The organism is Amycolatopsis stemonae (assembly GCF_054781455.1).
In genome coordinates, this window is record NZ_BAAGUJ010000003.1 from 185,106 (window position 1) to 208,909 (window position 23,804).

General features: G+C 70.8%; 24 protein-coding genes. 9 read left to right on the top strand and 15 right to left on the bottom strand.

The window, feature by feature from the left end:
• Positions 1-43: 43 nt before the first annotated feature.
• Positions 44-1,990: an ABC1 kinase family protein gene (locus ACYVLJ_RS12665; RefSeq protein WP_460438778.1), complete on the top strand. Its 1,947-nt coding sequence runs from the start codon at positions 44-46 to the stop codon at positions 1,988-1,990.
• Here ACYVLJ_RS12665 and ACYVLJ_RS12670 read toward each other — a convergent pair.
• Positions 1,979-2,314: a YnfA family protein gene (locus ACYVLJ_RS12670; protein WP_460438779.1), complete on the bottom strand. Its 336-nt coding sequence runs from the start codon at positions 2,312-2,314 to the stop codon at positions 1,979-1,981. The two genes, ACYVLJ_RS12665 and ACYVLJ_RS12670, sit on opposite strands and share 12 nt — an antisense overlap.
• Before the next feature lie 17 nt (positions 2,315-2,331).
• Between ACYVLJ_RS12670 and ACYVLJ_RS12675 the strand changes: the two genes are divergently transcribed.
• Complete coding sequence (locus ACYVLJ_RS12675; protein WP_460438780.1) at positions 2,332-3,126, top strand: DUF4184 family protein; 795 nt, start codon at positions 2,332-2,334, stop codon at positions 3,124-3,126.
• Here the strand turns inward: ACYVLJ_RS12675 and ACYVLJ_RS12680 are convergent.
• From ACYVLJ_RS12680 to ACYVLJ_RS12710, 7 genes are read right to left on the bottom strand one after another with little or no spacing between them, the layout of a single operon-like run.
• On the bottom strand, positions 3,116-3,511 hold the full coding sequence (locus ACYVLJ_RS12680) for a metal-sulfur cluster assembly factor (protein ID WP_449666424.1): 396 nt from the start codon (positions 3,509-3,511) through the stop codon (positions 3,116-3,118). The two genes, ACYVLJ_RS12675 and ACYVLJ_RS12680, sit on opposite strands and share 11 nt — an antisense overlap.
• Positions 3,508-3,957, bottom strand: coding sequence for a Fe-S cluster assembly sulfur transfer protein SufU (sufU, locus tag ACYVLJ_RS12685; protein ID WP_451975602.1), 450 nt, complete (start codon positions 3,955-3,957; stop codon positions 3,508-3,510). The genes ACYVLJ_RS12680 and sufU overlap by 4 nt, the downstream gene beginning before the upstream one ends.
• Entirely contained in the window at positions 3,954-5,243 is a 1,290-nt protein-coding gene (locus tag ACYVLJ_RS12690) for a cysteine desulfurase (RefSeq protein WP_460438781.1), read from the bottom strand. The genes sufU and ACYVLJ_RS12690 overlap by 4 nt, the downstream gene beginning before the upstream one ends.
• A 40-nt stretch (positions 5,244-5,283) precedes the next feature.
• The gene (sufC, locus tag ACYVLJ_RS12695) at positions 5,284-6,054 is read right to left on the bottom strand and encodes a Fe-S cluster assembly ATPase SufC (RefSeq protein ID WP_451975596.1); all 771 of its coding nucleotides are present in this window, start codon (positions 6,052-6,054) and stop codon (positions 5,284-5,286) included.
• A gap of 27 nt (positions 6,055-6,081) precedes the next feature.
• Positions 6,082-7,254 carry a Fe-S cluster assembly protein SufD gene (gene sufD, locus ACYVLJ_RS12700; RefSeq protein WP_451975593.1) on the bottom strand — a complete coding sequence of 391 codons (1,173 nt, stop codon included), beginning with the start codon at positions 7,252-7,254 and terminating at the stop codon, positions 6,082-6,084.
• A gap of 2 nt (positions 7,255-7,256) precedes the next feature.
• On the bottom strand, positions 7,257-8,705 hold the full coding sequence (sufB, locus tag ACYVLJ_RS12705; RefSeq protein WP_451975590.1) for a Fe-S cluster assembly protein SufB: 1,449 nt from the start codon (positions 8,703-8,705) through the stop codon (positions 7,257-7,259).
• A complete protein-coding gene (locus tag ACYVLJ_RS12710; protein WP_451976175.1) occupies positions 8,702-9,481 on the bottom strand; it encodes a helix-turn-helix transcriptional regulator in 780 nt (259 codons plus the stop codon). Before ACYVLJ_RS12710 ends, sufB begins: the two co-directional genes overlap by 4 nt.
• A 63-nt stretch (positions 9,482-9,544) precedes the next feature.
• Between ACYVLJ_RS12710 and mptB the strand changes: the two genes are divergently transcribed.
• The 5 genes from mptB to ACYVLJ_RS12735 all read left to right on the top strand — a co-directional run bounded on the left by mptB (position 9,545) and on the right by ACYVLJ_RS12735 (position 15,038).
• Positions 9,545-11,272 (top strand): polyprenol phosphomannose-dependent alpha 1,6 mannosyltransferase MptB, encoded by a 1,728-nt coding sequence (gene mptB, locus ACYVLJ_RS12715; RefSeq protein WP_460438782.1) that lies wholly within the window; start codon positions 9,545-9,547, stop codon positions 11,270-11,272.
• A gap of 6 nt (positions 11,273-11,278) precedes the next feature.
• Entirely contained in the window at positions 11,279-12,205 is a 927-nt protein-coding gene (locus ACYVLJ_RS12720; protein ID WP_451975588.1) for an ABC transporter ATP-binding protein, read from the top strand.
• Positions 12,202-12,987 (top strand): ABC-2 transporter permease, encoded by a 786-nt coding sequence (locus tag ACYVLJ_RS12725; RefSeq protein WP_460438783.1) that lies wholly within the window; start codon positions 12,202-12,204, stop codon positions 12,985-12,987. Before ACYVLJ_RS12720 ends, ACYVLJ_RS12725 begins: the two co-directional genes overlap by 4 nt.
• A 98-nt stretch (positions 12,988-13,085) precedes the next feature.
• Entirely contained in the window at positions 13,086-14,045 is a 960-nt protein-coding gene (locus tag ACYVLJ_RS12730) for a COX15/CtaA family protein (RefSeq protein ID WP_460438784.1), read from the top strand.
• 75 nt (positions 14,046-14,120) lie between these two features.
• Positions 14,121-15,038 carry an acyl-CoA desaturase gene (locus ACYVLJ_RS12735; RefSeq protein WP_460438785.1) on the top strand — a complete coding sequence of 306 codons (918 nt, stop codon included), beginning with the start codon at positions 14,121-14,123 and terminating at the stop codon, positions 15,036-15,038.
• A 209-nt stretch (positions 15,039-15,247) separates the two neighbouring features.
• Here the strand turns inward: ACYVLJ_RS12735 and ACYVLJ_RS12740 are convergent, their stop codons facing one another.
• Positions 15,248-16,471: a hypothetical protein gene (locus ACYVLJ_RS12740; RefSeq protein WP_460439127.1), complete on the bottom strand. Its 1,224-nt coding sequence runs from the start codon at positions 16,469-16,471 to the stop codon at positions 15,248-15,250.
• A gap of 196 nt (positions 16,472-16,667) precedes the next feature.
• On the opposite strand from ACYVLJ_RS12740, the gene ACYVLJ_RS12745 reads away from it, so the two are divergent.
• Positions 16,668-16,829, top strand: coding sequence for a hypothetical protein (locus ACYVLJ_RS12745; protein WP_460438786.1), 162 nt, complete (start codon positions 16,668-16,670; stop codon positions 16,827-16,829).
• Here the strand turns inward: ACYVLJ_RS12745 and ACYVLJ_RS12750 are convergent, their stop codons facing one another.
• Positions 16,830-17,690, bottom strand: coding sequence for an ATP-grasp domain-containing protein (locus ACYVLJ_RS12750; protein WP_460438787.1), 861 nt, complete (start codon positions 17,688-17,690; stop codon positions 16,830-16,832).
• Positions 17,687-17,986 (bottom strand): hypothetical protein, encoded by a 300-nt coding sequence (locus ACYVLJ_RS12755; RefSeq protein ID WP_451975563.1) that lies wholly within the window; start codon positions 17,984-17,986, stop codon positions 17,687-17,689. Before ACYVLJ_RS12755 ends, ACYVLJ_RS12750 begins: the two co-directional genes overlap by 4 nt.
• Positions 17,987-18,078: 92 nt before the next feature.
• Between ACYVLJ_RS12755 and ACYVLJ_RS12760 the strand changes: the two genes are divergently transcribed.
• Positions 18,079-19,047, top strand: a complete 969-nt coding sequence (locus tag ACYVLJ_RS12760; RefSeq protein WP_460438788.1) for a quinone oxidoreductase family protein — start codon at positions 18,079-18,081, stop codon at positions 19,045-19,047.
• A gap of 58 nt (positions 19,048-19,105) precedes the next feature.
• Here the strand turns inward: ACYVLJ_RS12760 and ACYVLJ_RS12765 are convergent, their stop codons facing one another.
• The 4 genes from ACYVLJ_RS12765 to ACYVLJ_RS12780 form a co-directional block, all read right to left on the bottom strand.
• Positions 19,106-19,672, bottom strand: coding sequence for an FKBP-type peptidyl-prolyl cis-trans isomerase (locus tag ACYVLJ_RS12765; protein WP_451975557.1), 567 nt, complete (start codon positions 19,670-19,672; stop codon positions 19,106-19,108).
• A 10-nt stretch (positions 19,673-19,682) separates the two neighbouring features.
• The gene (locus ACYVLJ_RS12770) at positions 19,683-21,914 is read right to left on the bottom strand and encodes a HelD family protein (RefSeq protein ID WP_460438789.1); all 2,232 of its coding nucleotides are present in this window, start codon (positions 21,912-21,914) and stop codon (positions 19,683-19,685) included.
• 61 nt (positions 21,915-21,975) lie between these two features.
• The gene (locus ACYVLJ_RS12775; RefSeq protein WP_460438790.1) at positions 21,976-22,593 is read right to left on the bottom strand and encodes a hypothetical protein; all 618 of its coding nucleotides are present in this window, start codon (positions 22,591-22,593) and stop codon (positions 21,976-21,978) included.
• Positions 22,594-22,644: 51 nt separating this feature from the next.
• Positions 22,645-23,625: a heme o synthase gene (locus ACYVLJ_RS12780; protein WP_354849658.1), complete on the bottom strand. Its 981-nt coding sequence runs from the start codon at positions 23,623-23,625 to the stop codon at positions 22,645-22,647.
• Positions 23,626-23,804 lie beyond the last annotated feature (179 nt).

The window sequence follows — 23,804 nt, forward strand, 5'->3', positions numbered from 1 at the left end:
CGCGTGAGCCGTCCGGCCGAGTGGCCGTGGTCTGCTCCGCGGCATGGACATCCTGCTGGGCCTGCTGACCCTCCCGCTGTACGCGCTGCTGCTGTGGCCGCTCGTGGTCGCGTCGCGGCGCGTGCTCGGGGTCCGGATCGGCACCGTCCGCGCGCTGTGCGGCGCCGCGTTCGGCTGGCTCGTCGCGAGCGCCATCGGGCAGGCGTTCCCGGTTTCGCTGCTGCACCACGGCGGCGCGGCTCTCGGCCTGCTGATTCCGTTGGCGGGCAGCGCTTTCCTCGCGACGCTCAGCTTCGTGTTCGTCGCCGAGATGGCGCTGCCGAGCGGGTTCGGCCTGCTCGGCAGGCTCCGGTCGGTGCGGGCGCGCCTGGCGCGCGCCCGCCGGTACTCGCAGATCAGCCGGATCGCGGTCAAGCACGGCCTCGGCCGCTACCTCGCCGGCCGCCGCGAACCCGGCCTCGCCCCGGGGCGCCACGCCAAGCTCGCCCGGTCGCTGCGCCGCGCGCTCGAGGAAGGCGGCGTGACGTTCGTGAAGCTCGGCCAGCTGCTCTCGACCCGCGCGGACCTGCTGCCGCCGGTGTTCGTCGACGAGCTCGGCAAGCTCCAGGACCAGGTGGCACCCGCGCGTGCCGAGGCCGTGTGGGCGCTGCTGACCGAAGAGCTCGGCAGCTCGCCCGACGACGTCTTCGCCGAGTTCGACCCCGAGCCCCTGGCCGCGGCGTCGGTCGCGCAGGTCCACCGGGCGAAGCTGCGCACCGGCGAGGACGTCGTGGTCAAGGTCCAGCGCCCCGGTGTGCGGGAGCAGGCCGAACGCGACATCGACATCGTTCGGCGCGTCGCCGCGGCGCTGGAGGACCGCGCGGGCTGGGCGCACTCGCTCGGCGTCACCGAGCTCGCCGGCGGGTTCGCCCAGGCACTGGCCGAGGAGCTCGACTTCACCGTCGAGGCCCGCAACATCGCCGCGGTGGCCGCGACTTCGTGCCCGGACGTCGCGCTCCCGGCAGTCCACAAAGCACTGTCCACCGAGCGCGTACTGGTGATGTCGCGGTTGGACGGTAGGCCTCTGGAGACGGCACCGGCCGCCGAGCGCAGCCGGCTGGCGCGGTCACTGCTGCGGTGCCTGCTCGAGCAGGTGATGATCGGCGGCGTCTTCCACGCCGACCCGCACCCGGGCAACCTGATGTTCCTGGCCGACGGCCGCCTCGGCCTGCTCGACTTCGGCTCGGTCGGCCGGCTCGACGCCGGGCTCCGCGGCGGGCTGCAGAACCTGGTGCTGGCCCTGGACCGCGGCGACCCGGCGGGCCTGCGCGACGGGCTCCTGGAGATCGTCGACCGCACCGGCGACATCGACGAGCAGCGTCTCGAACGCGCACTCGGCGCGTTGGTCGCCCGGCACTTCGGCCCCGGCCGCAGCCCCGGGCTCGACCTGTTCACCGGCCTGTTCCGGGTGGTCGCCGACTTCCGGCTGAGCGTGCCGTCACCGGTGGCCGCGGTGTTCCGGGCCCTGGCGACGGTCGAAGGCCCGCTGGCGGCCCTCGACCCCGGCTTCGACGTCATGGCCGAATCCCGCGCGTTCGCCGTCGAACAGGTCGGCGCCCGCCTGCGACCGGACTCGCTGCGCCACACGGCAGTCAACGAGGTCATGGCGCTGCTCCCGGTCCTGCGCCGCCTCCCCCGCCGCATCGACCGCATCGGCGCGGCGCTCGAGGAGGGCCGCCTGTCGGTGAACGTCCGCCTGTTCTCCGACGAGCGCGACCGGTCGGTGGTCACGGACCTGGTGCACGAGGTCCTGCTGGCGTTCGTCGGCGCGGCAACGGGCCTGATGGCGGTGTTCTTGCTGACCGGCGCGGGCGGCCCGCGCGTGGCCGCGGACCTGACGCTGCACCAGGTGTTCGGCTACAACCTGCTGGTGATCAGCGCGCTGGTGGGACTGCGCCTGCTCTTCGTCGTCTTCCGCCGCTCCGGACGGCGGCCGCGGTCAGCCCGCTGACCGGGGTGCGTACATGATCACCGCGACACCCGCCAGGCACAGCAGCGCGCCGAGGACGTCGTAGCGGTCCGGGCGGTAACCGTCCGCCACCATTCCCCAGGCCAGTGAACCCGCCACGAACACGCCGCCGTATGCGGCGAGGATGCGGCCGAAGTGGGCGTCCGGCTGCAATGTCGCCACGAAACCGTAGGCGCCCAACGCCAGGAGACCGCCGCCGATCCAGAGCCAGCCCCGGTTTTCGCGGATGCCTTGCCAGATCAGCCACGCGCCGCCGATCTCGCAGACCGCCGCGGCGAGGAACAGGAGGATCGAGCGCAGGACCACCTCGGGATACTAACCAGGTGCCGTTCACGCTGAGTCATCCGGCCGCCGTGCTGCCGCTGGCGAGACGTCCGCTCGTGCCCTCCGCGCTCGTCGCCGGATCGGTCGCGCCGGACGTCTTCTGGTTCGTGCCGCGGCTGCCCGGCATCGGCCTCACCAAGACCCACGAGTTCGCCTCGGTCCTCTGGCTCGACCCGCTCATCGCCCTGGTCCTGCTCGCGGTGTTCCACGTCCTGCTCAGGCGGCCGCTGCTCGCTCTGGCACCCCAGCCCCTGGCCGAACGGCTCCCCCACAACGGCTTCAGCTGGCGGAAGCCGGGCTGGATCGCGCTCTCGCTGGTCATCGGCGCCGCCACGCACGTCGGATGGGACGCCTTCACCCACGAGAGCGGCGGGTTCGCGTTCCTGCGGATCCCGCTGGTCACCGGCGTCGACGTCGGACGGCTGGTCCAGCTGGTCAGCACGATCGCCGGCGCCGCGATCCTGGCCGGGTGGCTGCGAAGCTGGTACCGCAGGACACCCCGCACGCCGGCGCCACCAGGCACCCGGCACCGCAAGCCGGTGCTCATCTTCCTGGGGCTCGGCGCGCTGACCGGCGTGGCCGCCGAAGTGCTGCCGTTCCTGGCCCACCACGACCCGATGACCGACGCGGGCGTGGTCGGCAACGCGACGTATCTCCTGGTCACCGGCGCCGGCAGCGGGTTCGCCGCGGCCCTCGGGCTCTACGCGCTGGCCTGGCACGCGCGGTATAGGTCGTTATACGCAAAGAAGGCCGCTCCGAAGAGCGGCCTTCCTGCGAAGAGCGTCAGACGGTGAAGCCGAGGGCGCGCAGCTGCTCGCGGCCGTCCTCGGTGATCTTCTCCGGGCCCCACGGCGGCATCCAGACCCAGTTGATGCGGAAGTCCTTGACGAGACCGCCGCTGGTGAGCGCGGCCGAAGTCTGGTCCTCGATCACGTCCGTCAGCGGGCAGGCCGCCGACGTCAGGGTCATGTCGAGGGTCGCCGTGTTGTCCGGCTCCACGCGGATGTCGTAGACCAGGCCGAGGTCGACCACGTTGATGCCGAGCTCCGGGTCGACGACGTCGCGCATCGCCTCCTCGACGTCCTCGATCTTCGCGAGGTCGAGGTCCTGCTTTGCAGTCGTCTCGGCGTCGAGGTCGGCGGCGGTGCGCCCCTCGCGAGTGGCGGTCTCTTCGGTCATGCTTTCCCATCTCCACTGGTGGTCCGGGCGACGGCGTCCTTGAAAGCCATCCAGCCGAGGAGGGCGCACTTGACGCGGGCCGGGTACTTCGCGACACCCGCGAAGGCCACCCCGTCTTCCAGCACGTCCTCGTCCGGCTCGATCTTTCCCTTGCCCTGCATCAGTTCCACGAAGGCGTCCATGGTGGTGAACGCCTCCTCAAGCGTGTGGCCCACGACGAGATCCGTCAAGACCGACGTCGACGCCTGGCTGATCGAGCAGCCCTGGCCGTCGTAGGAGACGTCGGCGACCTTCCCGTCGTCGATCTTGACCCGCAACGTCACCTCGTCGCCGCAGGTCGGGTTGACCTGGAACGACTCGGCGTCGAACGGGTCGCGCAGGCCGCGCCCGTGCGGGTGCTTGTAGTGGTCCAGGATGATCTCCTGGTACATGCTTTCGAGGTTCACTGGGCCACCCCGAAGAACTTCTGCGCCTCGCGCACCCCGGCCACGAGCGCGTCCACTTCGGACAGGTCGTTGTACAGGTAGAACGACGCGCGCACGGTCGCCTGCGCGTTGCAGGCCCGGTGCAGCGGCCACGCGCAGTGGTGGCCGACGCGGACGGCGATGCCGAGGCTGTCGAGCACCTGGCCGGCGTCGTGCGGGTGCACGCCGTCGATCACGAACGACACGGTCGCGCCGCGGTCCTTCAGGTCCGTCGGCCCGACGATCCGGACGCCCGGGATCGCGCCGATGCCTTCGAGGGCCGCCGCGGCGAGCTGGTGCTCGTGCGCCGCGATCCGGTCCATGCCGATCGCCGAGAGGTAGTCCACGGCCGCGCCGAGGCCGATGGCCTGCGACGTCATCGGGACGCCCGCCTCGAACCGCTGCGGCGGCGGCGCGAAGGTCGAGCCCTCCATGCGGACCATCTCGATCATCGACCCGCCGGTGAGGAACGGCGGCATCGCTTCGAGCAGCTCGGTGCGTCCGTACAGGACACCGATGCCGGACGGGCCGAGCATCTTGTGCCCCGAGAACGCGGCGAAGTCCACACCCAGCGCGTGGAAGTCGACTGGGAAGTGCGGCACCGACTGACAGGCGTCGAGCACGGTGAACGCGCCGACGGCCTTGGCCTTTTCGACCAGCAGCGAAACCGGGTTGACCGTGCCGAGCACGTTGGACTGGTGCGCGAACGCGACCACCTTCGTGCGCGGCGTGATCAGTTCGTCCACATTGGACAGATCGAGCCGGCCGTCTCCGGTGACCTTGAACCACTTCAGCGTCGCCCCGGTGCGCTGGCACAGTTGCTGCCACGGCACGAGGTTCGCGTGGTGCTCCATCTCGGTGACGACGATCTCGTCACCCGGGCCCACGACGAAGCGCGCGGCTTCGGGGCCCGCGGTGGCGGCGTTGCCGAACGAGTAGGCGACCAGGTTGATGCCCTCGGTGGCGTTCTTGGTGAACACCAGCTCCTCGGGGTCGGCGCCGACGAACTCGGCGATCTTCGCCCGGGCGGACTCGTAGGCGTCGGTGGCCTCTTCGGACAGCTGGTGGGCACCTCGGTGGACCGCCGCGTTCGACGTCACGACGTAGTGCCGTTCGGCGTCGAGCACCGCGGTCGGGCGTTGCGAGGTCGCCCCGGAGTCCAGGTACACCAAGGGTTTCCCGTCGCGGACGGTGCGCGACAGGATGGGGAAGTCGGCCCTCAGGGCCGCCACGTCCAGTGGCAAAGAGCTGGCCGAGGTGGTGGTCATCGGGCCGACTCCTCTCATTCTCGGTGTGTACTGGCGAAAGTCAGAGCGCGGCGGGCTCGGGCTTGCCCACGTACTTGACGTAGCCGTTCTCCTCCAGCTCGTCCGCCAGCTCCTTGCCGCCCGACTCGACGATCTTGCCGCCGGCGAAGACGTGCACGAAGTCCGGCGTGATGTGCCGCAGGATCCGCGTGTAGTGCGTGATCAGCATGACGCCGACCTCGCTGCTGTCCTTGTACGCGTTGACGCCCTCGGAGACGACGCGCAGGGCGTCGACGTCCAGGCCGGAGTCGGTCTCGTCGAGGATGGCGAACTTCGGCTTGAGCAGCGCCAGCTGCAGGATCTCGTGGCGCTTCTTCTCGCCGCCGGAGAAGCCTTCGTTGACCGAGCGCTCGGCGAACTCCTGCGAGATCTCGAGCTTGCCCATCTCCTCCTTGACCTCCTTGACCCAGTGGCGCAGCTTGGGGGCCTCGCCACGGACCGCGGTGGCCGCGGTGCGGAGGAAGTTGGACATGGACACGCCGGGCACCTCGACCGGGTACTGCATGGCCAGGAAGAGGCCGGCGCGGGCGCGCTCGTCGACGCTCATCTCGAGCACGTTCTCGCCGTCGAGCAGGACCTCGCCCGAGGTGACCTCGTACTTGGGGTGACCGGCGATCGCGTAGGACAGGGTGGACTTGCCGGAGCCGTTGGGGCCCATGATCGCGTGCGTCTCGCCCGACTTGATGGTCAGGTTGACGCCCTTGAGGATCTCCTTGGCGCCTTCGTCGGTGGTGACCGAGGCGTGCAGGTCCTTGATTTCCAGGGTAGCCATTTCTTCGTTTCCTAAGTCAGAGAGCGGTCAGGCGCCAACGGCTTCGAGTTCGGCCTCGATCGCGGCTTCGAGGCGCTCGCGCACCTCGGGGACGTCGATCTTCACCAGGATCTCGTGGAAGAACCCGCGCACGACCAAGCGGCGCGCGGCTTCCTCGGCGATCCCGCGCGACTGCAGGTAGAACAACTGCTCGTCGTCGAACCTTCCCGTCGCGCTCGCGTGGCCGGCGCCTTCGATCTCGCCGGTCTCGATCTCGAGGTTCGGCACCGAGTCCGCGCGCGCCCCGGGCGTCAGCACCAGGTTGCGGTTGAGCTCGTAGGTGTCGGTGGCCTCGGCCGCGGCGCGGATCAGGACGTCGCCGATCCAGACCGCGTGCGCGTCGTCGCCCTGCAGCGCGCCCTTGTACATCACGCGCGACTTGCAGTTCGGGACCGCGTGGTCGACGAAGAGGCGGTGCTCCTGGTGCTGGCCCTGGTCGGCGAAGTAGACGCCGAGCATCTCGACGTCGCCGCCCTTGTCCGCGAAGGTCGCCGTCGGCGAGACGCGCACGAGGTCGCCGCCGAGGGTGATGACCGTGTGCCGCAGCGCGGCGTCGCGGCCCAGCTTCAGGTGCTGCTCGGAGACGTGCACCGCGTCGTCGGCCCAGTCCTGGACGCTGACCACGGTGACCTTGGCGCCGTCGCCGATGACGAACTCGACGTTGTCGGCGTACGTGCCGGAGCCGACGTGGTCGAGCACGATCACGGCCTCGGCGAACGCCTCGGCGCGGACCTGCAGGTGCCCGTAGGCGACCTGGCCCTCGCCCGGGCCGTGGATCCGCAGCACGGACGGCTTCGACGCCTTCGTCTCCTTCGGCACCGTCACGACGGTGGCCTTCTGGAACGACGAGTACGCCTGCGCGGCGATCCGGTCGCTCGGGACGCCCGCGGCGCCCAGCCGCTCGTCGTCCCGGCCGACCGACTCGATCTTCAGCTCGGGGGCGGCCTCGGTCTCGAGGGTGATCTCGCCGGTGGCGACGGCGCTGCCGTCGTGCAGGCCGCGAAGGCGCTTCATCGGCGTGAAGCGCCAGTTCTCCTCACGACCGCCCGGAACCTCGAAGGCCTCGACGTCGTAGGAGGTGAAGCGCTCCGCGCGGGAGGCCGCCGGAATGACGGCCCCCTCGCGAAGAGCTTCGGAAACGTTGTTCTCGGTAACCGACATGACTAGCCGACGGACCCTTCCATCTGGAGCTCGATCAGGCGGTTCAGCTCGAGCGCGTACTCCATCGGCAGCTCACGGGCGATCGGCTCCACGAAGCCGCGCACGATCATCGCCATCGCCTCGGCCTCGTCGAGCCCGCGCGACATCAGGTAGAACAGCTGGTCCTCGCTGACCTTGGACACAGTCGCCTCGTGGCCCATGGACACCTCGTCGTTGCGGATGTCCACGTACGGGTACGTGTCCGAACGCGAGATCGTGTCCACCAGCAGCGCGTCGCAGACCACGCTGGAGCGCGAGTGGTGGGCGCGCTTCGCCACGCGGACCAGGCCGCGGTACGAAGTGCGGCCGCCGCCGCGCGCCACCGACTTCGACACGATGGTCGAGGACGTGTGCGGCGCGAGGTGCTCCATCTTGGCGCCCGCGTCCTGGTGCTGGCCCTCGCCCGCGAACGCGACCGACAGGACCTCGCCCTTGGCGTGCTCGCCCATGAGGAACACCGACGGGTACTTCATCGTCACCTTGGAACCGATGTTGCCGTCGATCCATTCCATGGTCGCGCCCTCTTCGCACTTGGCGCGCTTGGTGACCAGGTTGTAGACGTTGTTCGACCAGTTCTGGATGGTCGTGTAGCGGCAGCGGGCGCCCTTCTTGACGATGATCTCCACGACCGCCGAGTGCAGCGAGTCGGACTGGTAGATCGGCGCCGTGCAGCCCTCGACGTAGTGCACGTAGGCGTCTTCGTCGACGATGATCAGGGTGCGCTCGAACTGGCCCATGTTCTCGGTGTTGATCCGGAAGTAGGCCTGCAGCGGGATCTCGACGTGCACGCCCTTCGGCACGTAGATGAACGAGCCGCCGGACCACACCGCCGTGTTCAGCGCGGAGAACTTGTTGTCGCCGGCCGGGATGACCGAGCCGAAGTACTCCTGGAACAGCTCCGGGTGCTCCTTGAGCGCGGAGTCGGTGTCCAGGAACAGGACGCCCTGCTCCTCCAGGTCCTCGCGGATCTGGTGGTAGACGACCTCGGACTCGTACTGCGCGGCGACACCGGCGACGAGGCGCTGCTTCTCCGCCTCGGGGATGCCGAGCTTGTCGTAGGTGTTCTTGATGTCCTCGGGCAGGTCCTCCCAGGAGGTGGCCTGCTTCTCCGTGGACCGCACGAAGTACTTGATGTTGTCGAAGTCGATCCCGGAGAGGTCGGCCCCCCAGTTGGGCATGGGCTTCTTCTCGAAGAGCTTGAGCGCCTTCAGTCGCGCTTCGCGCATCCACTCCGGCTCGGACTTCTTCGAGGAGATGTCGGTGACGACGTCCTCGTTCAGCCCGCGACGGGCGCTGGCGCCCGCCTCGTCGGAGTCCGCCCAGCCGAACGCGTACTTGCCAAGGGACTCGATGGTCTCTTCCTGGCTCAGTGGCGCGGTGGTGGGAGTGCGCTGCTCGGCAGCGGCAGTCATGCGGGTTTCCCTCCATTCGGGATCCGTGCTGTGCGCCCAGAGGGCACCGTGCTTCCCGGCTCGGGATGGGCCGGGTTGTTCCCCGTCGTGACGGGAACGTGGGTGGTGCACGCGGAGTCCCCGCGTGCGATCGTCGCCAAGCGCTGGACGTGGGTGCCCAGCAGCCTCGCGAACGCCTCCGTCTCGGCCTCGCACAGCTGCGGGAACTCCGCGGCCACGTGGGCGACCGGACAGTGGTGCTGACAGAGCTGCGCCCCGACGGTCTGACCGGGCGCCGGAGCACCGACCTGACGGGTCGACGCAGCGTAGCCTTCCCTGCTCAGCGCGGTCGCGAGGGCCTCGGCGCGCGCCGCGGGATCACTCGATCCGGTGATCGCAGGGCGGTGCGGGCCGACGAGCTTCTCGACGCGCTGCTCGGCGAAGGCGCGCACGGCGTCTTCACCGGCGTGCTCGGCGAGGAAGCGGATGGCGGAGACGGCCAAGTCGTCGTAGGCGTGCCCGAAGCGGGCGCGACCGGGCTCGGTGAGCAGGAAGAGCTTCGCCGGACGGCCCCGGCCCCGGGGTCCGCGGCGCGGCGCGTCCCTCGTCTCGGCCTCGCCGTCCGCGAGGAGCGCGTCCAGGTGCCGGCGGACGGCCGTCGGGCTGATCCCGAGCTGCTCGGCGACCACGACCGCGGTCATGGGACCCTGTTCCAGCAACAGCCGGGCAACTTCCTGCCGGGTCTTGCCCTCGGCGCTGACCTGCGACGGGACGTGCGGGTGCGGGGCGCGGGGCATGTCGCCGCCCGCCTGGTCACCCGCCTCCGTCTTTTTCACAACACAAGTGTGTCTTATTTCCGGATGACCCGCAAAGGCGGGGTGTCCGGCAGTGACCCGACTCACTCCGGGGCGGACCGATACCCTGCTCCCGTGGCAGTGGGTGAACAGGACCAGCAGGCGGCGGCCGTCGCGACCGAAAGTGCGCACGCTGTCACGCTTTCGCCCGTCCACCCCCGCGAACCGCTGCCCCTCGAGGCCGACGAGCTGCGGGGGCTGAACGTCGTCCGCCGCTTCGGCACGGTCGGGTCCCTCTTCCTCGCGCTCGGCTCCCTCGGCGCCGGCGCCGCCCCGGTGATCAACCCGGTGCAGGAGATCCCGGTGCTGCGGCTGTTCACCCGCATCCCGACGGTGTCGCTCGCCATCGCGATCTCCGGGATGGGGATCCTGGTGCTGAGCTGGCTGATGCTGGGCCGGTTCGCCCAGCCGAGCCGCACGCGGCTCGCGTCGCAGGGCCAGCTGGCGCGCACGATCGCGCTGTGGGTGCTGCCGCTGCTGGTCATCCCGCCGCTGTTCTCCCGCGACGTCTACAGCTACCTCGCCCAGAGCGAGATCGTGCACCGCGGCATGGACCCGTACGTGCTGGGCCCGGCGCAGGCGCTCGGCGTCGCCGACCCGTTCACCGCGGGCGTGTCGAACATGTGGCGCGAGACGCCGGCGCCGTACGGGCCGCTGGTGCTGCGCCTCGGCGGCTGGCTCGCGCCGATCTCGGGCAACAGCATCGCGATGGGCGTGCTGCTGCAGCGCGTGCTGGCCCTGGTCGGCGTGGTGCTGATCGTCTGGGCGCTGCCGCGGCTGGCCCGGCGTTTCGGCGTCCAGCCCGCGACGGCCCTGTGGCTCGGCGCGCTGAACCCGTTGCTGATCTTCCACTTCGTCGCCGGCGCCCACAACGACGCGCTCGCCATCGGCCTCATGCTCGCCGGGCTGGAGGTCGGCATCCGGAGGCTGCCGATCCGCGTGAAGGGCGACACTCCCCCGCCCCTGGCGCGCGGCGAACTGCTGTACATCGGCCTGGGTGTCGCGATCATCACCCTGGGCGTCGCGGTGAAGCTCCCCGCGGTGTTCGCGCTGCCGTTCTTCGCCGTGATGGTGGCGCGACGCTGGCACGGCCGGCTCAAGGACCTCTTCTACGCCGGCGCGCCGATGGCGGCGTGGTTCGGCGTGGTGCTGGTGGCGGTGTGCTTCGGCACCGGTCTCGGCTTCGGCTGGGTCGGGGCGACGTTCAACACCCCCGGCCTCGTCCGCTCCTGGATCTCCCCGACCGCCGAGCTGGCCAACCTCTCCGGCGTCCTCGGCATCGCGCTGGGCCTGGGCAACCACACCAACGGACTGGTGCCGATCCTCGGCGCGCTCGGCTACCTGATCGCGGTCGCCATCACCGCGAAGTTCCTCTGGGACAGCTTCAAGTGGCGCTACCGGCCGATCATCGGCCTCGGCGTCTCCCTCGGCGCGGTGATGATCCTGCAGATCAACCTGCAGCCCTGGTACGTGCTGTGGGCGGTGATCCCGCTCGCCGCCGCGGCCGGGACGTCGCGCTTCCGGGTGGCCGCGGCGGTGCTGTCGGCCGCCCTGCCGTTCCTGCTCCCGCCCACCGGAAGCACCTTCGACGGCCGCCCGTACGTGCTGCCGTTCGCCTACGTCGCGGCGATCGTCGTCTGCGGTGGCGGGGTGCTGGTCGTGCGGCGGCTGGCTCCGGTGTTGCTGTCCAGGCCGTCCCCGCGGCTGCCCGCGCGGGCCGAGCCCGTATCGTGACCCGATGTGAGTGCCCCCGCCGTCGAGATCACCGGGCTGGTCAAAAGCTACGGCTCCACCCGCGCGGTCGACGGTCTCGACCTGCGGATGGAGCGCGGCAGCCTGCTCGCCCTGCTCGGCCCGAACGGGGCCGGCAAGACCACCACCGTCGAGGTCTGCGAAGGCTTTCTCAAGCCTGACGCGGGCACCGTGCGCGTGCTCGGCCTGGACCCGGTGCGCGAGTCGGCCGCGCTGCGCCCCCGCGTCGGGATCATGCCCCAGGGCGGCGGCGCCTACCCCGGCGTCCGCGCCGACGAAATGCTCGGGCTGGTGGCCTCCTGCGCGGCGGCCCCGCTGGACCAGGCCTGGCTGCTGGACGTCCTCGGGTTGTCGCCGGTGCGCCGGACGCCGTTCAAGCGCCTCTCCGGCGGGCAGCAGCAACGGCTGTCCCTGGCCTGCGCCCTGATCGGCCGCCCCGAGCTGGTGTTCCTCGACGAACCGACGGCCGGTATGGATCCGCAGGCCCGGCGACTGGTGTGGGACCTGCTGTCCGCGTTGCGCCGCGACGGCGTCTCGGTGCTGCTGACCACGCACCTGATGGAAGAGGCCGAGGCGCTGGCCGACACGGTGGTGATCGTGGACCACGGCAAGGTCGTCGTCTCGGGTGCGCCCCAGTCCCTGACCGTGGACGACAGTGGCACGGCGGGGCTGCGCTTCAAAGCCCGCACGCGGCTCGACACGGCGTTGCTGACCGCGGCGCTGCCGGAGGGCTACGCGGTGCGCGAGTCGGCGCCGGGGACGTACGTGGTGATGGGCCTGGTCGACCCGCAGGTCGTGTCGACGGTCACGGCGTGGTGCGCGCAGCAGGGCGTGCTGCCGGAGGAACTGCAGGTCGGCAAGCGGACGCTCGAAGAGGTCTTCCTGGAGCTGACCGGACGGGAGCTGCGGGCATGACCGTTTTCGAGCCCGGTGTGTTCACCCCCGCGCCCGGCCGCGGGTCGCTCGGCCGGATGCTGCGGACGCACGCGCGCGTCGAGGCCAGCCTCACCCTGCGCCACGGCGAGCAGGTGCTGCTGACCCTGCTCATCCCGCTGGCGCTGCTGATCGGCCTGTCGCTGCTGGACATCCTGCCCGCGTCGTCGCTGGGCTCGACGTCCAAAGTGGACTGGATCACCCCGCGCATCCTGGCGCTGGCGGTGATGTCGTCGGCGTTCACCGGCCAGGCGATCGCGCTCGGCTTCGACCGGCGCTACGGCGTGCTGAAGCGCCTCTCGGCGACGGCGCTGCCCCGGTGGCTGCTGGTGGCCGGGCGCCTCATCGCCGCGCTGGTCGTGGTCGCCCTGCAGTCGGTGATCATCGGGGTCGTGGCGGCGTTCCTCGGCTGGTCGCCGTCCCTGTCGGGGCTCGCGTCGGCGATTCTGCTGCTGGTGCTGGGAACCTTGGCTTTCGGCGCTTTGGGCGTGCTGCTGGGTGGCGCGCTGCGGGCCGAGGCGGTGCTGGCGCTGGCGAACATCGTGTGGTTCGTGCTGCTGCTGGCGGGCGGGATCCTCCTGGCGCCGTCTTCGCTGCCCTCCGGGCTCGCGGTGGTGGTGGAGCTGCTGCCTTCCGGCGCGCTGGCCGAGGGGATGCGGGCGGCCCTGGTGGACGGTTCCTTCGCGCCCGGGCCGCTCGCGGTCCTGGCCGTCTGGGCGGTTCTCGCGGGCGCCCTGGCTTCCCGCACGACGAAGCTCACCTGAGGCCCGGCGCGTGACCTAGGTCCCTTGCGCCCGCGGCGTCGCTCTGGGCGCCGGGACCTGCCGAAAGCCCGATTTCCGCGCGCTCTACCATCGGTGGCGTGCCGTTCACCAGCCTTGTCGCCCGTCTGCCGTTCCCGTCCGCCGCCGTGCAACGGGCCGTCGGGATCGCCGCCGTCGTCGCGCAGGCGCTGATCGGCGTCACCGGGTCCGTCGTGCGCGTCACCGGGTCCGGCCTCGGCTGCCCGACCTGGCCGCAGTGCGTCTCCGGCAGCCTGGTGCCCAAGCACGACTCCGGGATCGACGCGGTCAACCAGTGGATCGAGTTCTCCAACCGGATGCTCACCGGCGTCGTCATCGCCGTCGCCGCGATCGCCGTCATCACGGCGTGGCGCGTGCAGATCGACCACCCGAGCCGCACCCGGCTGGTCAAGCTGGCCTGGACGATGCCCGGTGGCGTCGTGCTGCAGGCCGTCGTCGGCGGGATGACCGTGCTCGCCAAGCTCGAGTGGTGGACCGTCGCGATCCACTTCCTCGCCACCACTCCCCTCGTCTGGCTCGCCGTCCTGCTGCTGCGCGCGTTCCGCGAAGGCGACGAGCCCGCGCGGCCGCTGGTGCCCGGCCGCTCGGTCCTGGTCGCGCTGACCGTCGTCATGTGGCTGGTGCTCGCGGCGGGCACGACGGTCACCGGCGCCGGCCCGCACAGCGGCGACATCAACACCCACCGCCTCGCCGTCCCGGTGGAGACGCTCGCCCAGGTCCACGGCGGACTGCTCGTGCTCTACCTGCTGCTGCTCGCGGTGTTCGGCCTGCAGCTGATGCGCGTCGGCGCGCCGAAGAGCCTGTGGCAGCGCTACGTCGCGGTCTGGGTCGTCGCGGTCGCGCAGGGTGGGCTCGGTTCGCTGCAGTACGCGCTGGGCGTGCCCGAGGCGATGGTGTCGTTCCACGTGCTCGGCGCGATGGCCGTGATCATCGCGACGGCGACGCTGTGGACCGGCAGCCGCGACCGCGGCCCGGCCACTTCGCTGACGCCCGCGCCGAAGGAGCTCGCCGCGGCCTGAGGACGTCGCCGCACGGCCACACGGCCGTAACTCACTGTCGGCGTTTCGGTCGCTCAGCGCGCCTACCTTCGGGTCATGACGACGCGCTCCGCGCCCAAGCCGCTCATCTCCCACCGCCGCGGTACCGGCGAGATGGTCGTGCTGAAGACGTTCCTGCTGGTGCCGTTCGCGGCGCTCCTCATCGCGGTCCCGCTGGTGTGGGGCTGGGGCATGACGTGGGTCGACCTGGTGCTGGCGGCGGTGTTCTACGTCCTCGCGACGCTCGGGGTGACGGTCGGCTACCACCGCTACTTCACCCACGGCGCGTTCAAGGCGTCGCGTCCCCTGCGGGTGGCGCTGGCGATCGCGGGCAGCATGGCGGTGCAGGGCTCGGTGATCTTCTGGGTGGCCAGCCACCGCCGTCACCACGCGTTCGCCGACCGCGAGGGCGACCCGCACTCGCCGTGGCTGTACGGCACCTCCCCGGCGGCCCTGCTGCGCGGCTTCTGGCACGCGCACATGGGCTGGATGTTCTCCCGCGAGGTGACGAACGCGGACCGCTTCGCCCCGGACCTCGTCGCGGACGGCGACCTGCGCGTGGTGAACCGTTTCTTCTGGCTGTGGATCACCCTGAGCCTGGCCCTGCCGGCGGCTCTGGGCGGCCTGCTGTCGTGGTCGTGGTGGGGCGTCGTGACGGCGTTCTTCTGGGCCGGCCTGGTCCGCATCGCGTTCCTGCACCACGTGTCGTGGTCGGTGAACTCGATCTGCCACTTGATCGGCGAGAGGCCCTTCGCCTCCCGAGACAAGGCGGCGAACTTCTGGCCCCTGGCGGTGCTGTCGATGGGCGAGTCGTGGCACAACTCCCACCACGCGGACCCGACGTGCGCCCGGCACGGAGTACTGCGGGGGCAGGTGGACGTCTCGGCGCGGGTGATCCGGACGTTCGAGCAACTGGGCTGGGCGACGGACGTGCGGTGGCCGCGGGCCGACCGGCTGGCCGCGAAGCGGGTCTGATGACTCTGGGTAGCCAAGGCTGCTCTTCGGTGTCCGACAACTCACGGTAACTTCCCGTCACCTCAGGTGAAAGGATGGGAAGTTCAGCGTGAAGCTCAACGGTGGCGGAGGAAACGGCAGCGGCAACGGTGGCGGTAACACCGGCAACTAGCTCGTCCTCGTTCGCAACGCAGGGAGCGAGCCGCATAGCTGTGCGGCTCCGCCTCCAGTCAGGATCGCGGCCACCGAAAAACGATCCCGTATTCTTCTCGCGGATGACAGGGCGCCGTGAAGGTGTGCTGCACGAAACCGTCTTGCACGGCCAGCAACCGCAGATCGCCGGCAGGCGGGCGCCGCAACCGCTCGTGATCGGTCTGCTCCGCGTACCACCAACAGGATTCGGGCAGGCAGCTCTTGTCGAAGCTGATCTGAATGGTCAGCCCGGCGACGGGCTCGCCGTCTCGATCGACTTCGCCGGGCGCGATGCCGTAGTGGTCGACGTCGACGTTGATCCAGTTCCGTTCCTGGTCGAGCCGGTCGTCCGTCGCTTCGGAAAGAAACGTGTACCGCTGGTCCAGGCGCAGCTTCTCCCGAAACCGCAGCCTCGCGAGAACCGGATCTCCGGGATGGTCGCCGGGCACCGTCACGAGTCGGCAGTTCCAGATCGCTTTCACCGGGATATCGGCGAGGTCGTTCGCCCAACCCGTCAACGCTTGCACGTCATAGCCGTCGACGCCGTCTTCCCGGGCGGTGACCGTGCGCTCGGTGATCCGGCTCGTCGCGGTTCTCCGCGTCATCACGACCCGCACGATCATCCGTTCCATGAAGACCGGTTGCGCGCCCCGGGACGGCGCCCGGTGACAGGGGATCCGGTTCGTCCAGCCACCTGACCGGACCCGCGAACCGTCGTTGTTCACCGCTTTGCCGATCTTTACCCGCTCTTGCCACCCTTCGCCGTCGTTTTCGAGCAGCACCAACCGCTGCTCCATCGAGAACGCCAGGCGGGCGATCGCCCGCTTCCAAGCCTTGTGCATCGGGGCCGTCGTCGTGGGCGGCCGATCACCGAAGACTCCCGGAAGAGTCATCAACTGCCGGAAACGGTCCTCGAGGGTGCCCTTCCACACCGCGTCCGGAGTGGGAACCGGTGTCATTCGGAAAGCCGCCTTCAGGGTGTTACGCCGCCGGGAGTCGTCGCCGGAACCGATCTTGCCGACCTCCTGGACGATGAGTCCCCAGATCGCCAGCGCGCGGGTTTCCGACGTACCCGGGACCAGGGACGCGGTCGGTGCGGCCAAGCAGCCGAGCGCGGTCGCGGAGCCGCTCGTCGAGTCTTCGATCGCATACCGCAGAAACCGAAGCGGCTCGCCGTCCTTGCGCCTGGCCAGCCAGCGCAATGCGGACTCGACTGCGGAATTCGCTTCGTCGTCGGCAACAAATGCACGATCCCACTGCATCGTCAAGACGGTCCTCCACTCCGCTGTGGCGTCCGGCAACGATCGAACAAGCCGGGACAACGGCGCGGTGAGCGGAAACAACCCCTCGGCATCGAGAAACCATTGCCGGAAACAAAAGATCGTTCCCGGCAACGGACACCGAGGTCACCATTGACCCCGAGGTGTACTAGTACACACGAAGCAGAGGAGCGCAGCAATGCCCAAGGAGACCGGCGGCAGAACGGGCACACGGCAGCTGGTCAAAGTCGCCATGACCGGCGTCGGCGGGCTCTACGTGCTCACCGGCTCGATCACCGTGACCCTGATCGGCGCGGCGGTCGCCCTCGCGCTGGCCGTCACAGAGCGGGCCGTGCGTTGACTACGCCAGCTGCTGCCGCACCGCCGAGGCGAACCTCGTCGCCGCTCCTGGGTCTGTCTGGCGGAAGCCCAGTGAGGGCTCTGTCAGCTCCAGCTCCAGCAGCAACGGCTTGCCGTCCGCGCCGCGGACCAGGTCCACCCGGGCGTACAGCAGTTCGGCGCGCAGGATCCCCAGCAGCGCCGTCGACGCGTCCAGGACGTCCTCCGCCAGCGCCACCGCGTCCGCCGGCGGGGAGGCCGCGGCCAGCTTCTCCGACAGGTACAGGCCCGATGAATCCATTGTGGACCCGAGCATCGCGCCCTTCGAGAACGCGTGCGAGTAAGTTCCGCCCAGGTACACCAAGGCCAGCTCGCCCGAGGTGTCCACACTGGACTGGTACGGCTGGACCAGCGCCGTGTGGCCTTCGGCGTGCAGAGCGGCGAGGTGCTCGGACGCGTCCGCACCCGCGGCGAAGCGGGCCGCCCCTCGGGAGCCCGCGCCCACCGAGGGCTTGACCACGAAGTCGGTGGCCGGGAACCGGGCGGTGTCACCCGGCGCGACCAGCGACGTCGGGACCACCGCGAGACCCGCGTCGAGCAGCTCGGTCAGGTACGACTTGTCCGTGTTCCACCGGACCACCGCCGCCGAATTGAACAGCGCCGGGACCGACTCACACCACGAAAGGAACTCCGCACGGCGGGACGCGTAGTCCCAGGTCGCGCGCAGGATCACCGCGTCCGCCGCGGCGAAGTCGGCCGAAGAGTCCCAGGGTGCCCACGACACCGCAAAGCCCAGCGATTCCAGGGCAGGAACGACGGCGTCGTCGTCGCCGTCGCCGGAAGGGAGCTCCGCGCAGCTGACCAGGATCGCGCTGCGGGTCACCGGCCCGCCATCTTGCGGCGGTGCTCCGCGCCGATCTTCGTCGCCTTCACCGTCTCCGCGTCCCACGACGCCGCTTCGAGGTCCTCGACCTGCTCGACCAGGGCTTCGCCCGTCGCGACCGAGGGCACCACGACGTCGCCGAGCGCGCCGTCGGCGCCGACCAGCACCACGCGGGCGCCCGCCCGGCCGATGTTCTCCACCACCGCGCGGGACGGCTTGCCGTGCGCCTTCACGAACTTGCGCGCCGCGCCCAGCTGGGCGCTGGTCGGCGAAACAGTCTCTTCGGAATCAGACACGTCCGGAACGTTAACGGAAGACCGGCCGGAACGCGGAACAGCGTGGCGTCGGCCATAGTTGTGCGAGGGAGAACCCGACCCGAGGAGGACGCATGCCCACCGCAGTGCAGGTGACGAAGACCGGCGGCCCGGAAGTGCTCGAACCGGCCGAAGTGGACGTCCAGGCCCCGCAGGCCGGCGAGCTGCTGGTCGAGGTCGCCGCGGCCGGCGTCAACTACATCGACACCTACCAGCGCCAGGGCATCTACCCGATGGAGCTGCCGGTCGTGCTCGGCCTCGAGGGCGCGGGCACGGTCCTGGAGGCCGGCCCCGGCTCGGGCTTCGCGCCCGGCGACCGCGTCGCCTGGCAGGGGTCGCTCGGCAGCTACGCGGCACGCAAGATCCTCCCCGCGTCGATGGCCGTGAAGGTGCCCGAAGGCGTCTCCCTCGAGACGGCCGCCGCGATCATGCTGCAGGGCATGACCGCGCACTACCTCGTCGCGTCGACGTTCGAGGTCAAGCCCGGCCAGGACGTCCTGGTGCACGCCGCCGCGGGCGGGGTCGGCCTGCTGCTGGTGCAGCTGGCGAAGGCGCGCGGCGCCCGCGTGATCGGCACCGTCTCGACCGAGGAGAAGGAGAAGCTCGCCCGCGAGGCCGGCGCCGACGAGGTCATCCGCTACGACCGCGAAGACTTCGCCAAGATCACCCGCGAGCTGACCGGCGGCGAGGGCGTCGACGTGGTCTACGACGGCGTCGGCAAGGACACCGTCGACGGCAGCCTCGCCAGCCTCAAGATCCGCGGCCTGCTCGCCCTGTTCGGCGCGTCCAGCGGCCCGGTGCCGCCGATCGACCCGCAGCGCCTCAACTCGGGCGGCTCGCTGTACCTGACGCGCCCGACGTCGGCGCACTACACGCGCACCCGCGAAGAGATCGACTGGCGCTCGAAGGAGCTGTTCGACGCCATCCTGGCGGGCCGGCTGACCGTCCGGATCGGTGGCAAGTACCCGCTCGCCGACGCCCGCAGGGCCCACGAGGACCTGCAGGGCCGCCGCACCACCGGCAAGCTCCTGCTCATCCCCTGAACGCCGTGAAGGCCGCTGTCGAGGACGTCCCTCGACAGCGGCCTTCACGGACCGGGGCTCAGCCCTTGTCGGTCGGGACCGAGACGGCGTCGGTGACGAAGACCAGCGTCTCGTTCGGCTGGATGCCGCGGCCGCCCTGGCCGTAGGCGAGGTCCGGCGGGATGATCAGCAGCCGGCGGCCGCCCTGCTTGATGCCGGCCAGGCCCTGGTCCCAGCCCGGGATGACCTCGCCCGCGCCGAGGTTCAGGTCGAACGTCTCGCCGCGGTCGTAGGAGTTGTCCAGGACCTTCTTGTCCGACCACGTCACCAGCAGGTAGTTCATCTTCAGCTTCTGGCCGGCCTTCGCGCCGTTGCCGGTGCCCTCGGACAGGTCCTTGGTGATCAGCTTCTTCGGCGGGTCGCAGCTGTCGGGAATGGTGATTTCGGGCTTCTCGCCGAACTTCCCCGTGGTCTTGATGTCGTCCGCCGTGCACTCGCGGCCCTTGCTCTGGGTCGCCTGGGCGGCGGCCGACGACGGGACCGGCGGCCCCGCCGGGGCGGCCGTCTCGGTCTTGGCGTCCTGGCCGCACGCGGCCAGCGACAGCGCCGCCGCGGCGACGACCACGATCTTCCCGATTTTCTGCATGCCGCGCAGACTAGCCAAGCACGGAGAGTGCCGGAACCTCGTCACCGGTCCGGACCACGCCGAGCCGCCGGGTCGCCCGCGTCAGGGCGACGTACAGGTCGTTGAGCCCGCGCGGCGAGCCCGCCACGATCTCGTCCGGCGCGACCAGCACCACCGAGTCGAACTCCAGGCCCTTCGCACGCTCGACGGTCAGCACGCTCAGCCGTTCGTCGAACGACGCCAGCAGCCCGGACACCTCGTCGAGCCGGCCGGCGGGCACCAGGACCGCGACCGTCCCACCGTCCACAGCGGACAGTTCGGCGGAGGCCAGCCCGGGCAGCTCCGCCGTGGTGGCGCGCACGGACCACGGCGGAACGCCCGTCTCCCGCACCGAGGACGGCGCCGACAACGCCGGATCGACCTCGGCGAGAACCCGGGCCGCGACGGCCATGATCTCCGCGGGCGTGCGGTAGTTCACGGTCAGCTCTTCCAGGCGCCACCGGTCTTCGACGTACGACGAGAGGACTTCGCCCCACGACCGCGCACCGCCGGCCGCCCCGGTCTGGGCGACGTCGCCGACCAGCGTCATCGACCGGTTCGGCGACCGGCGCATCAGCAGCCGCCAGTCCATCGCCGAAAGCTCCTGGGCCTCGTCGACGATCACGTGCCCGAACGTCCACGTCCGGTCCTGCGCCGCGCGCTGGGCCGCGGTCAGCTCGCTGCGCGCGACCTGGCGCTCGGCGAACAGCTCGGCGTCGAGGACGTCGGAGACGCGCAGCAGCTCCTCGTCGATGATCTCTTCGTCCTGCTCGAGGATGTCGAGCACGCCCTCGGCGTACGCGCGGTCCTCACGCTCACGGCGTTTGCGCTCGACGCGGGCCTCGGTGTCGTCGACGCCGATCAGCTCGGCCAGCTCGTCGAGCAGGGGCACGTCCGCCGGCGTCCACTTCGCGTCGCGCCCGCTCTCGAGCCGGGCCCGGTCCTCGGCGGACAGCAGCTTCCCGGCCGCCTTGGCGAGGCGTTCGCGGTCGGCGAACAGGTCGTCGAGCACGCTCTCGGGCGTCAGCACGGGCCACAGCTCGTTCAGGGCGGCGGCGACGTGCTCGTCGGCGGCCAGCTCGGCACGGATGTCGGCGACGTCCTGCCCGTCGAGGAGGTCCTCCCCCAGCTTCCGGGCGGCCTGGCGGGTCAGCGCGTCGAGGACGTCGGAGACGAACAGCCGCCGCGCCGGGTTGTGCGGGCGCCGCGAGCGGCGGGCCCGGGTGCGGGCGTCCGTGCACGTCTTGCGGTCCAGGCGCAGCACGTCGTGCTCGTAGTCGATCTCCATGACCGGTTCGGGCACGCGCTGGCGGTCCCGGACGGCGTTGGCGAGCACCTCGGCCATCACCAGCCGGCCCTTGATCTCGGTCGCTTCGCGCGACTCGGCGCCGTCGGCGTCCAGGCCCGGGTAGAGCTGCCCGATCGTGGCGAGCAGCACGCCGGTCTCGCCGAGCGAGGGCAGGACCTGGCCGATGTAGCGCAGGAAGGTGCTGTTGGGCCCGACGACGAGCACGCCGCGCGTGGTGAGCTGCTGGCGGTGCGTGTAGAGCAGGTAGGCGGCGCGGTGCAGCGCGACGGCGGTCTTGCCGGTGCCCGGCCCGCCCTGCACGACCATGACGCCCCCGAGCGGAGCGCGGATGATGCGGTCCTGCTCGGCCTGGATGGTCGCGACGATGTCGCTCATCTCACCGGTGCGGCGCTGCTCCAGCGCGGCGAGCAGCGCGGCCTCGCCGGCCAGGCCGAGGTCCTGGCCCTGGTCGGCGGCGGTGAGGTCGAGGATCTCGTCGTCGAACCCGGTGACCTTGCGGGTCAGCGACCGCAGGTGCCGCCGCCGTCGCACGCCCTCGGGCGACGCGGCGGTGGCGAGGTAGAACGGCCGCGCGACGGGCGCCCGCCAGTCGACGAGCAGCGGCTTGTAGTCGTCGTCCTCGTCGAACAGCCCGAGCCGCCCGATGTAGGTGGTCTCCTCGGCGCTCTCGGGGACGAAGTCGAGCCGGCCGAAGGCGAGCCCCTGCTCGACGGAGCCCAGCTGGGCGAGCCGGTCGGTGTAGAGCGTGGTGGCGACGTCGCGCTCGGTGCGGGCCTGCGGGGTGCCGCCGGTCTGCCGCAAGGTCTCGTCGAGACGGCGCTGGGCGTCGAGGCGCTCGGCGTCGAGCTTCGTGTAGAGGGTGGTCACGTACGCCTGCTCGCGGGCGAGCTCGGCGGAGAAGCCGTCCGAAGACAAGGATCCTGCTTTCACCTCAAGGGAAAAGAGCCGGTCAAGTCTAACGACCCCGGCCCCGCGATCATTCCGGCCCGAGGGCGCAGTAGGGGTAGACCTCGGCCCGCAAGCCACGCCGGAGGGGGACCGGCAGCTCCCGCTCCCCCGGTGCGCACGACACGCTCGCCGGGGGCAGCCGGTCGCTGCCCGTCAGCTGGCCGGTTTCCGTGCGGTAGAGCACCGCGCCGCCGCGGCTGGTCAGGGCCCGGCAGTTCGCCGACGTGTAGCGGACGCCGCCCGGCACCGGGGTCGCCGTGACCGGCGTGAGGCCGCCCATGCTCTCCGGGGTCAGCCAGACCACCGGGCCGAGGGTCACCGGGCCGGCGGCGTCGACTCCGGTGCGCTCCCCCGGGCCCAGCACCGGCACCTCGACGCGGGCCGAGCCGGCGGTCACCGGGATCCGGTAGGCGAACTGGGTGCTCGTGTTCTCCAGCACCGTGCCCGCGCCCGCCTCGGCGACCCGCAGCCCGCCGCCGCCCGGGGCCGCCTCCGGTGCGGACGGGATCGCGGTGATCCGGGACGGGATGGCGCAGCCGGTGCCGAGCAGCCGGTTCTGGTCCAGCTCGACCCGGCCGCGGCCCAGGAGCACCAGCAGGCCGAGGGTGACGACCACGACCGCGCCGAGCGCGATTTTCCTGATCATCTCAAGGGGTTCCGGAGCACCTCGGCCACCCGCTCGGGTGACCAGCCGGGCTCAGAACGGCAGGCCGAGGGTGGGCAGGCCGATCGCCGAGTCCACCGCCAGGGCCACGAACACGATCATCAGGTACGTGTTCGAGCGGTGGAACAGCGCCATCGGCTTGGTCTCCTCGCCGCGCCGCACCGCTGCCTGCAGGCTGTGCGCGTAGAAGAGGAACCAGCCGCCGGCCAGGATGGCGAACGTGCCGTACAGCCACGACGTCACCGGGAGCAGCAGCAGCGTCCAGGCCACCATCACCCACGAGTAGATGACGATCTGGCGCGCGACGTGCTGGGCCGTGGCGACCACCGGGAGCATCGGGACGCCCGCGCGCTCGTAGTCGTCGCGGTACTTCATGCCCAGGGCCCAGGTGTGCGGCGGGGTCCAGAAGAAGATGACGCCGAACATCACGAACGCCGGCCACTGCACGGTGCCGGTGACCGCGGCCCAGCCGATGACCACCGGCATGCAGCCGGCCGCGCCGCCCCAGACCACGTTCTGCGACGTGCGCCGCTTGAGGCCGAGCGTGTAGACGAAGATGTAGAAGAGGATCGTGGCCACGGCCAGGATCGCCGAAAGCAGGTTCACCGTGAGGTACAGCACGGCGGCCGAGGCGACGCCCATGACCAGGCCGAAGATCAGCGCGCCGCGGCGGGGCACCGAGTCCTTCACCAGGGGACGCCGCTTCGTGCGGTTCATCACCTTGTCGATGTCCGCGTCGATCACGCAGTTGAGCGCGTTCGCGCTGCCCGCGGCCATCGTCCCGCCGACCAGCGTGGCCAGGACCAGCCACGGCGAGGGGATCTGACGGCCGGCGAGGAACATCGCCGGGATGGTGGTCACCAGGAGGAGCTCGATCACCCGGGGCTTCGCGAGGGCGGCGTAGGCGCCCACGACCCGGCGGATGCTTCGCCGGTCACCGTGCGGTCGTTCACCGGTCGGGTGCACGGCGCTGGTGTCTTCACTGCGTCCGTGCGCAGCGTTCACCAACGACATTTCACTCCCTGCGTCAGGTTCGGGCGGGTCCGTGCCGGAAGGCCGTGGTGGAGCGCCGGTCTGAACCCTCGAACGATGTTAGACGTGGTGAATCCCGTGGGTGATCGCGGGTCCTCGACGCGTCCAAGCACTAGGCTGGCCGCGACGGGCCGCGATTGCCCCTGCGCATGGCCGCGAGC

Excerpts from the sequence above, each read along its gene's own strand:
- ACYVLJ_RS12665 (WP_460438778.1), top strand. The coding sequence starts at position 44 with ATGGACATCCTGCTGGGCCTGCTGACCCTCCCGCTGTACGCGCTGCTG.
- ACYVLJ_RS12680 (WP_449666424.1), bottom strand. The coding sequence starts at position 3,511 with ATGACCGAAGAGACCGCCACTCGCGAGGGGCGCACCGCCGCCGACCTC.
- ACYVLJ_RS12690 (WP_460438781.1), bottom strand. The coding sequence starts at position 5,243 with ATGACCACCACCTCGGCCAGCTCTTTGCCACTGGACGTGGCGGCCCTG.
- sufC (WP_451975596.1), bottom strand. The coding sequence starts at position 6,054 with ATGGCTACCCTGGAAATCAAGGACCTGCACGCCTCGGTCACCACCGAC.
- sufD (WP_451975593.1), bottom strand. The coding sequence starts at position 7,254 with ATGTCGGTTACCGAGAACAACGTTTCCGAAGCTCTTCGCGAGGGGGCC.
- sufB (WP_451975590.1), bottom strand. The coding sequence starts at position 8,705 with ATGACTGCCGCTGCCGAGCAGCGCACTCCCACCACCGCGCCACTGAGC.
- ACYVLJ_RS12710 (WP_451976175.1), bottom strand. The coding sequence starts at position 9,481 with ATGCCCCGCGCCCCGCACCCGCACGTCCCGTCGCAGGTCAGCGCCGAG.
- mptB (WP_460438782.1), top strand. The coding sequence starts at position 9,545 with ATGACCCGCAAAGGCGGGGTGTCCGGCAGTGACCCGACTCACTCCGGG.
- ACYVLJ_RS12725 (WP_460438783.1), top strand. The coding sequence starts at position 12,202 with ATGACCGTTTTCGAGCCCGGTGTGTTCACCCCCGCGCCCGGCCGCGGG.
- ACYVLJ_RS12735 (WP_460438785.1), top strand. The coding sequence starts at position 14,121 with ATGACGACGCGCTCCGCGCCCAAGCCGCTCATCTCCCACCGCCGCGGT.
- ACYVLJ_RS12740 (WP_460439127.1), bottom strand. The coding sequence starts at position 16,471 with ATGCAGTGGGATCGTGCATTTGTTGCCGACGACGAAGCGAATTCCGCA.
- ACYVLJ_RS12745 (WP_460438786.1), top strand. The coding sequence starts at position 16,668 with ATGCCCAAGGAGACCGGCGGCAGAACGGGCACACGGCAGCTGGTCAAA.
- ACYVLJ_RS12760 (WP_460438788.1), top strand. The coding sequence starts at position 18,079 with ATGCCCACCGCAGTGCAGGTGACGAAGACCGGCGGCCCGGAAGTGCTC.
- ACYVLJ_RS12765 (WP_451975557.1), bottom strand. The coding sequence starts at position 19,672 with ATGCAGAAAATCGGGAAGATCGTGGTCGTCGCCGCGGCGGCGCTGTCG.
- ACYVLJ_RS12775 (WP_460438790.1), bottom strand. The coding sequence starts at position 22,593 with ATGATCAGGAAAATCGCGCTCGGCGCGGTCGTGGTCGTCACCCTCGGC.
- ACYVLJ_RS12780 (WP_354849658.1), bottom strand. The coding sequence starts at position 23,625 with ATGTCGTTGGTGAACGCTGCGCACGGACGCAGTGAAGACACCAGCGCC.